Raw genomic sequence first — 10711 nt, forward strand, 5'->3', positions numbered from 1 at the left:
TTAAACCTTCCCGCAAGGGGAAGGTCAAGGCGGTTTTTACAATGATGATGAAGAGACGTAAAAGAGCGCTCGGTTGGGGCGGCAATCAGGCGCGGGCGGGTTTCAGTTCGGGGTCAACCAGACTGTAAATCTGCTGGTGGAGTTGAGGCGCGCCTGCCAGTTCTGCCGCGTGCGCGGCGACATCTGCGCGCATCACGAAACCGTGCACCTCTCTGTTCTGGAAAAGCTGTGCGTTACCTGTCGCGTCGCCCGTCAACAGGCTGCCGGGGCGAAGGATGGCGTAATCGAGCGTGCTGGTTTGCAGCCAGCTTTCGGCCAGGGACTTTTCGCGGACCGACTGACCAAATGCCGCGCGTGCGCGGGGAGAGAGCCAGTGCCAGCTTTCGCCGCAGCCCAACGACGTCACCAGGATCATGCGCGAGAGTCCCGCTTTTCTGCGGCATCAATCACTGTGCGGTGCGCGAGATACTCCTGTGCGCCGCCCATGGATGACAAAATAGTGGCGTTTGCCCCCGCCGCCTCACAGGCGAGGGTAACCAGCTCGGTGTTACAGGCATCGCCGGTGAACACGGTGACTCCCTGTTGTGTAAGGCGCTCGGCGACATCCGGCTTGCGTACCACGGCATATACCGGGCGCCCTTCAGCCAGCGCGTGAGTCAGCATTAGTGCGCCAACGCCGCTACCGCCCGCGCCGAAGATTAACCACGGTCTCATCCGGCATCTCCTTTCAACGTGGCAGCAAGCATACGGAATGCCGTAACCTGATCGGCCAACAGTTGACGATGATCGTCACGGCCCAGGAATATCTTGAGCATCGCGCTTTCCGCCGCGTTGAAGAACAAAATTGATGCCGTATCCATGCCCATGAACTTGCGCTCAATGAGCGCGATATGCGTACAGTTTTCCGCTTTAATATGGCCGCTCATGCCGTGTTTCCCGCGCAGGTTAAAGTAGCCGTGGCGATGGAAGCCGGAAGGCAGGTCGCCGCTAAATTCGAGGATCACGTCTGAAGTATGGACCAGCGTCGTGACTTTGCCCCAATCAACAACGCTCTGCCAAACGGTGTCAAACTTATCGCCGGAGACCAGCGTTGCGTTCGGCAGATTCTGGACGACATCCAGCAGCGTGGTTTTATATTGTGTCGCAATGGCCTCCAGCGTGCCGTCTGGTTCCGTTTTCAAAAGATCCTGTAAAGAAACATGGCTCATAGGTTACTCCCTGATTGGTTTTCAACCACAATGCGCGGCGAATTAAGTTGCTGAATTAACTCATCAAGAGACTGCAAAATATTGCTGGCCCAGAATCGACCCTCATGGGTCAGGCGCAGGCAGGTGGAAGCGTCGAGCGTCAGCCCGGCGTTGTGCCACTGTGCCAGCAGCGGTGCCAGTTTTTCGGCATGAGGGGTCAGTTCATCGAGTGGTACCCTGGCGGTTTCTACGCCAGCCTGTAATGTATGTCGCCACTGGAAGGCACGCTCGGCGGTGCGCATCATCATCATTAGCGGTTTTTGCCCGGCCTTGATGGCAGCGTGCCAGGCGTCGAGATTGCGTTCGATCATCCAGGAATAACCGTTTATGGAACCGCCGGCACCAGAACCGAGAGCAAGGCAATCGGCCCCTTGTTTAATTAACAGGTTGTAAAGATTGCGTTCGCGGGTCGTCCGTGCCCAGTGGCTGTTGCTGATACAGCGCCAGCCCGCACTCGCCATAAAATCATGCCCCTGCAGATAGAGATCGCGACGCTCACCCGGTGATGGAAGCGTGGTTCGTCCGTTTTCCACTGCTTTACCGAGTGTGGTATTCGGCAGCAGATTAAGCGCATAAAGGTCAACGCCATCAAGACCGATATCACGCGCGATAGCGAGATCCTGGCCCCACAGCGCGGCGTCCTGATCCGGAAGACCAAACAGCAGGTCGCATACGACTGCTGCACGATCGCGCCGCACCAGCTTTTCCATAAACGCGATCGCGGTAGGGCCGTCAGAAGTACGCGCCATTTTCTTGCGAATTTTGCTATTAAATGACTGAATGCCAATAGAAAATCTGTTTGCTCCTGCATCCAGACAGGCATCTATGCGGTCATCATCAAAATTCAGGACCCGCCCTTCGATGGTGATTTCACAATCTGGCGCCAGCGGCAGGCGCTTACGCAGCGTGGTGATAATGCGGGCCAGATCGGGCGCCGAGAGTGCCGATGGCGTACCGCCGCCGAAATAGACCGCATGAATTGGTGCGGATTGATGCAGTACGCTGTCAGCCTCTTGCTCAATTTCGCGCAGCAGCGCATCCGTGTAACGGGCGCAGCTCTCCTCCTGATAGCGATTCTGATAAAAACCGCAGAAGGTGCAATGGGTGGCGCAAAAGGGAATATGGAGATACAGCAGGCGCTTGCGTGGCGGCACCACCTCGCTGATGATCTGTTGCCAGGTTTGTGCCATCTGTTCTTTCGCGATGGGGACCGCGCCGCGCCAGGGCATCGTTGCCCGTCGATCTTTAAAGGGCTGATTGCCCTCCAGCGCGAAGTGGGGGGTGAGATCCAGCTCACCGACGGTATTCAATGTCATTGATATTCAACATCCGATTATTGAATGATAATTAAAATCATTTGCATTTATATTTTATTACCCCGGATGTCGTCTACGATGAAAGTGTAAAACGGTGGGCTCTTTTGATTTGTATCAACTGTTACCGCCATTGCGGCATGATGAGTGGAGTGGGTTATACTAGGCCGATCGGTATCACTGCATTCGGAGACGAGGATGAACATCAGCGATGTTGCCAAAAAAACCGGCTTAACCAGTAAAGCCATTCGCTTTTATGAAGAGAAGGGGCTGGTGACGCCGCCGCTGCGCAGCGAGAACGGTTACCGTAGCTACACGCAAAAACATATTGATGAATTTACGCTGTTACGTCAGGCACGGCAGGTAGGATTTAATCTGGAAGAGTGTGGCGAATTGGTGACGCTTTTCAATGATCCGAAACGGCACAGCGCGGATGTGAAGGCGCATACCCTGCAAAAAGTCGCTGAAATTGAAAAACATATCAGCGACTTGCAAGCGATGCGCGATCAGCTTCTGGCGCTGGCGGCGTCCTGCCCCGGTGATGACGGCGTGGATTGCCCGATAATCGACCATCTTTCGGGCTGCTGCCAGCATAAAAAGCAGGCTTAACGTTTTGCCTGATCAGAGAGACGAACGCGCAGCGTAATGCCCTCTACCGCAATGACTTCAACTTTTGACCCCGCAGGAAAATCGTCATCAGCAATAACGGGCCAGGCGCTATCGCCAACCCGAACCTGCCCACGCCCGTTAACCAAAGCGTTATCGAGGGTAAAACGCTGCCCCACAAGCTGTTGCCCGCGTTGATTAAGCTGACTGTCTGCGGGTTTCTGCTCCTTGACCTGGCGCGCCAGCCATTTTGACCACAGCCACGCCGCCAGCAGTGTCAGGATACAGAATATTACCGCCTGCCACTCCCAACTGACGGGCAGAACCCAGGTCAGCAGGCCGGTGATCACCCCGGCAACGCCGCTCCACAGCAGATAACCGTTGCCGCCCAGCATCTCGGCGGCCAGCAACAGGCCGCCCAGGCTTAACCAGAAAATATGCGGATGAGCCAGAATCATCTCGACCATTATCTTTTCCGTTCGTTGGCGCTGTCTTTGATCAGTTCGGCCACGCCTGCAATAGAGCCCATCAGGCTGCTGGCTTCCAGAGGCATCATGACCACTTTGCTGTTACTGGATGTCCCGATCTGTTGCAGCGCTTCGGTATATTTCTGTGCGACGAAGTAGTTCACCGCCTGAATATCCCCGGCGGCAATGGCTTCTGACACCATTTTGGTTGCACGCGCTTCTGCCTCTGCGGAACGTTCGCGGGCTTCCGCTTCGAGGAAGGCCGACTGACGTTCACCTTCCGCTTTGAGGATCTTCGACTGTTTTTCCCCTTCGGCTTTAACGATTTCCGCCTGACGAATACCTTCAGCTTCCAGAATATAGGCGCGTTTTGTACGTTCAGCTTTCATCTGGGCGTTCATCGACGCAATCAGTTCTGCGGGTGGGCGAACATCGCGGATTTCGATACGGGTGACTTTAATGCCCCATGGATTGGTGGCCTCATCAACGATATGCAGCAGACGCGTGTTGATGCTGTCGCGCTGGGAGAGCATTTCATCAAGCTCCATAGAACCCAGCACGGTACGAATATTGGTCATCGTCAGGTTAATGATCGCCAGTTCAAGGTTACTCACCTCATAGGCAGCCTTTGGCGCATCAATGACCTGAATAAAACAGACTGCATCGATGGTGACGTTGGCGTTATCTTTGGAGATAACTTCCTGAGACGGAATATCTAAAACCTGCTCCATCATGTTGATCTTACGGCCAATCCTGTCCATGAAGGGCACGACAAGGCTAAGCCCAGGCTGAAGCGTATTGGTATAGCGACCAAAACGTTCGACCGTCCATTGATAGCCCTGAGGAACGATTTTGACGCCAGCGGCAACGACCACCAGTACGACAAAAATCATGATAGGGATAAATATCAGCATGAAACCTCCTGTTATACCGTCCGTTTATCTCAGCGGTATGATGCCGCTGCTGACGTTAAGTATATCGGCTACTGCGACGAAATTCGCCTGCCAGATTTCGATATTACGTCACTTTATACCTTAAGTCCGGAACAGGACGTTTTAAAAGAACAGCTAAGCCTGATTAAAAAGCCCCTCTTAAAACCGGTAGTAAAAAGAGGGGAACATTATGCAGACAGTATTATTATTTTTTTAACATTTCGGGAAGTGCGAGCAGCTGTTGTACTTCTCCAATCAGCTGTTTATTCGACTGATAAACAGCTGATTGGACTTCATTGTTAACATTAATCGCATGGATGAGCAGTGTTAACAGTACCAGTTGCAGGAGGGCGAATATAAACGCAGCGATAACAACGGCATGTATGACCCCCTCCTGGCGAGACATCATTTTAAATATCCCTGGAATTGCCCCTGTTTCATCAACGCCACTTTACCGGTGCGGTGATAGACAATGACATTATAAAGGCCGCTCTGATAGGTTGTGGCGTCGGTATTGTCTTCATCAATAGCGCACAACGAATCATTCAGGTAAGCAAAATTTTTGCTGCTCATTCGGAACGCCACGCCATATCCCTTATAAATGTGGTTTTTATGCGCAGCCTGGCCATATTGTCTGGCGTGATGATGATGTTTATTCCCTGAATCGTCATTAGCCTCGCTGGCGTTTTTATAAGCTTGTGCTTGCGAGGCACCCAGGATAGCCGCTTGTCTGTTTTGCTCGGCAAGATAACAGGTATTGCGGGAAATTCCCTGTGCCTGACATTCCGCCATTCGGGAAGCAGATGATGAGCAACCGGCAAGCAGCACGAAGGCCAGCAGTGTTAATTTCTTCATTTCTTTCATTATGTTCATCATAAAAATCTGTTGACCAATATGTTTGAGGCAAAAAAAGAGCGCTCAGCAGAGCGCCCAATGGTGTGAAGCATTACCAGCCTACAGAGACGCCCGCGCCATACCCGACGTTCTGCTGAGAATCATCGCTGACGGTTGCTTTGACGGTGACGCTGTCTGCGGCACGGAAGGACACCCCAACGGCGATAGCGGATTCGCCATCATAGCCACCAACACCAGCACCGACGGCAACTGTCTGACCATTCAGTACTTGAGGAATGTTCGCCTGCGCCATTGCGGAGGAGGAGCCGGCCGCAGCTTCATGTTTATTTTCGTCAACGGTATGCTTCAGGCTGCTGAAATTACTGTTCAGTTTGCTCAGCTGTGCGGCATTGGAGTCCACGCGTTGCTGTGTGCTGATGATCTGCTGGCGATCGCTGTTGATCGCTGTTGCTGCATCATCAGCTAAAGTGTGAATCTGTGTCTCATAACGAATACGCTCCTCCGTTTGCGCATCTGCAACATGCTTCACTGCATCATGATTCAACTTGATGGCATCGCTGTTTGCTTTAACCTCACTGTTGTTGCTGACCATTGCAACAGGAACAGATTTCGCAAGGGTATTTATTTCTTGCTGCGTTGCTAATTGTTCAGCTTCATGTTTCGCATTGATCATTCCCTGATAGCGTGCAGCGTTTTGTGTATCACCCACAGAAGACAGCGTCTTTTGGGTCGCAATGATTTCTTCGCTGTTCTTAGTGATAGCGTGTTGCTGCGTTTCGTTCGTGTGTACTTGTTCTGCGATATCCGAAGTGTTTCTGTCGATGCCAGCTTTGTTGTCGGCAATGTTTACTGCATTGCGTGCGATGAAGTGCTGCTGCATTTTAGTTTCAGTGGTTTGTTTATCAATAGCGGCGCTGTTTTTAGCGATGTCAGTCTTGTTGCCAGCAATGTTTATAGCATTACGTGCGATGAAGTGCTGCTGCATCTGTATCTCACTGGCCTGTTTCTCATCAGTTTTGTTGATTTCAGCAAGATCATTGCTAACGAGAACCAGTGCCTGGTGTTGCTGATAAACCGATCCATCCAGGATCGTTAAACCATGTTGTACATTGTTCAGTTCAGTATCTGCGGCATACGCAGAGGTGACGTAAAGTGTCCCGATGATAACAGCTAAAGCAGAGCGAAATTTTACCAATGACATGTTAATTTCTCTTTAAAATTAAATAGTGAAAAGGTTTCTAAAAGAAATGATGTGAATTTCTATCAGAATCAAAAATTGTTTCGGTGTTTTGGAATCTACGCCGCATTAAATGTTAAGTAAAGCACGATAAAATGGGGGTGATCCTCTAAAGGTTTCTGTTAGGTGTGATTTTGGTTTTCATTGGAAACATATTTGGTTCTTGTTATGTGATAGTTGTTTTGTAAAGAAAAGTAAGCTTTTGATTAATCACACAAATGAATCTGTGTTTCTGAACGCCTAATGTTTGTGATGCCAAAATGTGGTAAAATACGTTTCTTTGATTAATCTCAATTTTGAGGTGTCTTGAAACCGGTAGGGATTCATGTAAATGAATGATTTTGCTAAGATATTTGAAGAGATGGGGCTAGATAAAGCTATCTTGCCGATACTGTTCAGGGCCAACCGTTCAACCATACATAAATATTTAGATGGTTCGGTTAATGTTCCTGCCTCTGCTATGTCATTGATAATGTTGCTACAACTGGTACAGAAACGAAACCCAGAGCTGTTTGCTGAGTGGATGGTGTTAAGTGACTTCACCATTCCGCCCGAAGTCTACCTCGAGCAGCCGGAGTACTGGAAAGGCTATAAATTCACAGAACACAAGGTCAATAAAAACGTTCTGGAATACTTAAAAGAGAACTTTCCTGACGGTAGTGAATAAGCGTTACACAGGGTACTAGAAAGGGCGTTTACCGATTTTGCCGGTGAGCGCCTTTTTTATTGTGCTGTGAAAAATAAATTATTTTCGATTAACTCCACCGGCAAAAATATCGTTACACTGTGTCCATTAGTCCGGAACAGGAGCTTCAAATAATCATGATGGAAAGCAACGCGATTCTGCAATTAACAGGTGTGGGTTATCGCATTGGTGAGCGGCAGGTGCTAAACGATATCAATTTCAGTATTGCGCCGGGTGAGTTTAAGCTGATAACCGGCCCCTCGGGCTGTGGTAAAAGTACATTATTAAAAATCATCGCCTCACTATTAAGCCCGAGTGAAGGGACGATTCAGTTTAAAGGCCAGGATTACACCAGCCTGTCGCCTGAGCAGTATCGTCAGCAGGTTTCCTACTGCGCGCAAACGCCTGCCTTGTTTGGCGAAACGGTCTATGACAACCTGATTTTCCCCTGGCAGATTCGTGATAAACGTACAGAGCCGGACACTTTTCTGGGTTTCCTGACGCGGTTTGGCTTACCGGAAGAAACATTGTCGAAATCAATCAACGATCTTTCTGGTGGCGAAAAGCAGCGTATTTCCCTGATCCGCAACCTACAGTTTTTGCCGGACGTTTTATTACTGGATGAAATTACCAGCGCGCTTGATGAAGAAAATAAGCATAACGTGAACGATATTATTCATCGCTATGTTCGGGAGAAAAATATCGCCGTGCTGTGGGTCACCCACGATAAAGATGAAATAGAACATGCGGATGATGTCATTACATTACCGCTCTCGGGAAAGGATATGCAGGAGGCCCCCAATGAATGAACACGCCATAACCAATGAGTCACTGGTACTCTCAATGGTATTAGTGCTGGTGGCCATTGTGGTGAGCTACCGGGAAAAACTGGCGCTGGAAAAAGATATTATCTGGAGTATTTGCCGGGCGGTTGTACAGCTTATTATTGTCGGCTATGTGCTGAAATATATATTCAATGTTAACCACGCGATTCTGACGCTGCTGATGGTGCTGTTCATCTGCTTTAACGCTGCTTACAACGCGCAAAAACGCAGTAAATACATCAGCAAAGCGTTTGTTTCGTCGTTTATCGCCATCACCACCGGAGCCGGGTTAACGCTGGTCGTACTGGTTTTTTCAGGCTCGATTGAATTTACGCCGATGCAGGTGATCCCTATTTCCGGGATGATTGCCGGCAATGCGATGGTGGCGGTGGGGTTGTGTTACAACAATCTTGGGCAGCGTTTTAGCGCGGAACAGCAGCAGATTCAGGAGAAACTCAGCCTGGGCGCGACGCCTAAAATGGCCTCAGCGCGATTAATTCGCGAAAGCATTCGCGCGTCGCTGATCCCCACGGTGGATTCGGCGAAAACCGTCGGACTGGTGAGTTTACCGGGGATGATGTCAGGGCTGATTTTTGCGGGGATTGACCCGGTAAAAGCGATTAAATACCAAATAATGGTGACGTTTATGCTGCTGTCTACTGCCAGCCTGTCGACGATTATTGCCTGCTATCTCACGTACCGGAAATTCTACAATTCACGCCATCAACTGGTGGTGTCGCAGTTGAAGAAGATGTGAGAAAAAGCCGGATGGCGCTGACGCTTATCCGGCCTACACGTTCACATGTCTGTAGGCCAAATAAGGCGCAGCCGCCATCCGGCAATCAATCAGTACAGCAGCGAATACAACTTACGACGATACTTCGACGCCAGCGCATCACCGGTACCTAACGCCGCCAGGATCTCCTGCAGCATTTTACGCGCTTGTCCGTCAGCCGCACCGAGGTCTTTTTGCAGATGGCTGAACAACAGCTCCAGCGCTTCTTCGTTACGACCTACCTGATGCAGTTGTAGCGCCAGCTGCGAGGCCAGCGCGGCATCGTCCGGGTTCTGCGCAACTTGCTGTTGTAACTGCTGAATTTCCGGCGTATCAGCGGCCTGTTTCAGCAGTTCAATTTTCGCCAGCAGACCCTGATAGCGGGTGTCCTGATCCTGTAATGGCACGGTTTTCAGTACGGCTTCCGCGTCTTCAGAACGGTTCAGCGCGATCTGCGTTTCTGCCAGCAGCAGGCCAATCTGGCTATCCTGATTCGACATGGACCACGCATCTTTCAGCAGCGGCAGCGCGTCAGCATAGTTGCCTTCCTGAATCAGTTCCATTGCCTGCTGGGCTTTCAGCTCTTCTTCACGCGGCAGAACTTTATCGAGCAGGGCGCGAATGGCTTCTTCCGGCTGCGGGCCCTGGAAACCGTCCACCGGTTGACCATTCTGGAACAGGTAAACCGTTGGGATAGCGCGCAGGCCGAACTGCGAGGCCACCATCTGCTCAGCGTCGCAGTCTACTTTTGCCAGAATAAACTGACCGTTGTACTGCGCGGCCAGGTTTTCCAGAACCGGTGTCAGCTCCAGACAATGTTGGCTGCGTTCAGACCAGAAATAGAACAGCACCGGCGTGGTGGCAGATTGTTCCAGCGTCTGGTGCAGGTTAGCTTCGGTAATATTGACGATATTCTGTACGGACATGAGCCACTCTCTTTTGTCGATTTGACTATTACATGGGGGCACGGCGCCCGGCTTCAACTTAGCCGCGTAAAATTTTGTCCATCGCGCAGGCCGGGAGCAGGCGCTTCAACCAGCCAACGGCGTGGGTAACCAGCGTCACCGGGTAACGCAGTTTGGGTTTGTCGCTGATAAAGGCGTGACGCACTTTTTCCACGACCGCATCCGGGCCCAGGGTAAACCGCGCGGCAATGCCGGGGTTCTCAACCGGTTTATCCTGCTCGATTTGATTCACGTTGTCGGTGAAGCGTGTACGAATCGGGCCAGGCTCAATCAGGCTCACTTTTATGCCCGTGGTGTGCAGTTCCATGCGCAGCGCGTCGGACCACGCTTCGAGCGCATATTTGCTGGCGGCATAGGCGCCGCGACCGGGCGTAGAAATAAGCCCCATTACCGACGACGTCATCACGATGCGGCCTTCGCCATGCGGGATCATTGCCGGAAGAAGACGCTGAGTCAGCTGATGCGCGCCGAAAAAGTTGGCGGAAAATTGCTGTTCGAGCTGTGTCCGGGTAAGGGTGCTGAGCGGGCCGTAGACGCCAAAACCGGCGTTATTGAACAGGCCAAACAGGCGATTGCCGGTCAGGGCGATAACCTCATCGGCGGCACGGTCTACGCTTGCAGGGTCATCGAGGTCCAGCTCAATACCAATAAGCCCCATCCCGTTCATCCGCGCGACGTCGGCAGGGTTGCGGCAGGCCGCCAGCACGCGAAATCCCTGGCGCTTCAGCTCAAGGGCGCTTTCCAGACCAATACCGCTTGAACATCCTGTAATTAAAACCGTTTTTTGCATAACTTTACCTGAGAA

General features: G+C 51.2%; 13 protein-coding genes and 1 pseudogene. 4 read left to right on the forward strand and 10 right to left on the reverse strand.

The genetic code is table 11. The features are described from left to right. Positions 1-85 precede the first annotated feature (85 nt). From ACWWFX_RS10305 to hutW, 3 genes and pseudogenes are all read right to left on the reverse strand, one after another. Positions 86-714: pseudogene (locus tag ACWWFX_RS10305) on the reverse strand (NAD(P)H-binding protein). Continuing rightward, entirely contained in the window at positions 711-1208 is a 498-nt protein-coding gene (gene hutX / locus ACWWFX_RS10310) for a heme utilization cystosolic carrier protein HutX (protein WP_276222378.1), read from the reverse strand. The pseudogene ACWWFX_RS10305 and the gene hutX overlap by 4 nt, the downstream one beginning before the upstream one ends. Next, a complete protein-coding gene (hutW, locus tag ACWWFX_RS10315) occupies positions 1205-2563 on the reverse strand; it encodes a heme anaerobic degradation radical SAM methyltransferase ChuW/HutW (RefSeq protein WP_473223741.1) in 1359 nt (452 codons plus the stop codon). Before hutW ends, hutX begins: the two co-directional genes overlap by 4 nt. A gap of 195 nt (positions 2564-2758) precedes the next feature. Here hutW and cueR point away from each other — a divergent pair, with 195 nt between their 5' ends. Further along, positions 2759-3169, forward strand: coding sequence for a Cu(I)-responsive transcriptional regulator (gene cueR, locus ACWWFX_RS10320; RefSeq protein ID WP_015965507.1), 411 nt, complete (start codon positions 2759-2761; stop codon positions 3167-3169). On the opposite strand, the gene ACWWFX_RS10325 is transcribed toward cueR, so the two are convergent. The 5 genes from ACWWFX_RS10325 to ACWWFX_RS10345 form a co-directional block, all read right to left on the reverse strand. After that, the gene (locus ACWWFX_RS10325) at positions 3166-3633 is read right to left on the reverse strand and encodes an NfeD family protein (RefSeq protein ID WP_276222383.1); all 468 of its coding nucleotides are present in this window, start codon (positions 3631-3633) and stop codon (positions 3166-3168) included. The genes cueR and ACWWFX_RS10325 overlap by 4 nt on opposite strands. Then, positions 3633-4547, reverse strand: coding sequence for an SPFH domain-containing protein (locus ACWWFX_RS10330; RefSeq protein ID WP_015965505.1), 915 nt, complete (start codon positions 4545-4547; stop codon positions 3633-3635). The genes ACWWFX_RS10325 and ACWWFX_RS10330 overlap by 1 nt, the downstream gene beginning before the upstream one ends. A gap of 223 nt (positions 4548-4770) precedes the next feature. Continuing rightward, the gene (locus ACWWFX_RS10335; RefSeq protein ID WP_473223742.1) at positions 4771-4974 is read right to left on the reverse strand and encodes a hypothetical protein; all 204 of its coding nucleotides are present in this window, start codon (positions 4972-4974) and stop codon (positions 4771-4773) included. After that, a complete protein-coding gene (locus ACWWFX_RS10340) occupies positions 4971-5441 on the reverse strand; it encodes a hypothetical protein (RefSeq protein ID WP_276222388.1) in 471 nt (156 codons plus the stop codon). The genes ACWWFX_RS10335 and ACWWFX_RS10340 overlap by 4 nt, the downstream gene beginning before the upstream one ends. A 70-nt stretch (positions 5442-5511) precedes the next feature. Continuing rightward, positions 5512-6621: a YadA C-terminal domain-containing protein gene (locus ACWWFX_RS10345; RefSeq protein WP_473223743.1), complete on the reverse strand. Its 1110-nt coding sequence runs from the start codon at positions 6619-6621 to the stop codon at positions 5512-5514. A gap of 367 nt (positions 6622-6988) precedes the next feature. Between ACWWFX_RS10345 and ACWWFX_RS10350 the strand changes: the two genes are divergently transcribed. From ACWWFX_RS10350 to fetB, 3 genes are all read left to right on the forward strand, one after another. Beyond that, positions 6989-7324 carry a hypothetical protein gene (locus ACWWFX_RS10350; protein WP_015965501.1) on the forward strand — a complete coding sequence of 112 codons (336 nt, stop codon included), beginning with the start codon at positions 6989-6991 and terminating at the stop codon, positions 7322-7324. A gap of 155 nt (positions 7325-7479) precedes the next feature. After that, complete coding sequence (fetA, locus tag ACWWFX_RS10355) at positions 7480-8151, forward strand: iron efflux ABC transporter ATP-binding subunit FetA (RefSeq protein WP_473223744.1); 672 nt, start codon at positions 7480-7482, stop codon at positions 8149-8151. After that, positions 8144-8923: an iron efflux ABC transporter permease subunit FetB gene (gene fetB / locus ACWWFX_RS10360; protein WP_473223745.1), complete on the forward strand. Its 780-nt coding sequence runs from the start codon at positions 8144-8146 to the stop codon at positions 8921-8923. The genes fetA and fetB overlap by 8 nt, the downstream gene beginning before the upstream one ends. 89 nt (positions 8924-9012) lie before the next feature. Here fetB and ACWWFX_RS10365 read toward each other — a convergent pair whose 3' ends face one another. Both ACWWFX_RS10365 and ACWWFX_RS10370 read right to left on the reverse strand, forming a co-directional pair. After that, positions 9013-9867, reverse strand: coding sequence for a co-chaperone YbbN (locus tag ACWWFX_RS10365; RefSeq protein ID WP_456147320.1), 855 nt, complete (start codon positions 9865-9867; stop codon positions 9013-9015). A 58-nt stretch (positions 9868-9925) separates the two neighbouring features. After that, the gene (locus ACWWFX_RS10370) at positions 9926-10696 is read right to left on the reverse strand and encodes an SDR family oxidoreductase (protein WP_276222399.1); all 771 of its coding nucleotides are present in this window, start codon (positions 10694-10696) and stop codon (positions 9926-9928) included. Positions 10697-10711: the final 15 nt, after the last annotated feature.

The sequence above is a fragment of the Pseudocitrobacter sp. 2023LY-00077 genome, assembly GCF_055796175.1.

Excerpts from the sequence above, each read along its gene's own strand:
- ACWWFX_RS10370 (WP_276222399.1), bottom strand. The coding sequence starts at position 10,696 with ATGCAAAAAACGGTTTTAATTACAGGATGTTCAAGCGGTATTGGTCTG.
- hutX (WP_276222378.1), bottom strand. The coding sequence starts at position 1,208 with ATGAGCCATGTTTCTTTACAGGATCTTTTGAAAACGGAACCAGACGGC.
- fetB (WP_473223745.1), top strand. The coding sequence starts at position 8,144 with ATGAATGAACACGCCATAACCAATGAGTCACTGGTACTCTCAATGGTA.
- hutW (WP_473223741.1), bottom strand. The coding sequence starts at position 2,563 with ATGACATTGAATACCGTCGGTGAGCTGGATCTCACCCCCCACTTCGCG.
- ACWWFX_RS10325 (WP_276222383.1), bottom strand. The coding sequence starts at position 3,633 with ATGGTCGAGATGATTCTGGCTCATCCGCATATTTTCTGGTTAAGCCTG.
- ACWWFX_RS10350 (WP_015965501.1), top strand. The coding sequence starts at position 6,989 with ATGAATGATTTTGCTAAGATATTTGAAGAGATGGGGCTAGATAAAGCT.
- ACWWFX_RS10330 (WP_015965505.1), bottom strand. The coding sequence starts at position 4,547 with ATGCTGATATTTATCCCTATCATGATTTTTGTCGTACTGGTGGTCGTT.
- ACWWFX_RS10345 (WP_473223743.1), bottom strand. The coding sequence starts at position 6,621 with ATGTCATTGGTAAAATTTCGCTCTGCTTTAGCTGTTATCATCGGGACA.
- ACWWFX_RS10340 (WP_276222388.1), bottom strand. The coding sequence starts at position 5,441 with ATGATGAACATAATGAAAGAAATGAAGAAATTAACACTGCTGGCCTTC.
- cueR (WP_015965507.1), top strand. The coding sequence starts at position 2,759 with ATGAACATCAGCGATGTTGCCAAAAAAACCGGCTTAACCAGTAAAGCC.
- ACWWFX_RS10365 (WP_456147320.1), bottom strand. The coding sequence starts at position 9,867 with ATGTCCGTACAGAATATCGTCAATATTACCGAAGCTAACCTGCACCAG.
- ACWWFX_RS10335 (WP_473223742.1), bottom strand. The coding sequence starts at position 4,974 with ATGATGTCTCGCCAGGAGGGGGTCATACATGCCGTTGTTATCGCTGCG.
- fetA (WP_473223744.1), top strand. The coding sequence starts at position 7,480 with ATGATGGAAAGCAACGCGATTCTGCAATTAACAGGTGTGGGTTATCGC.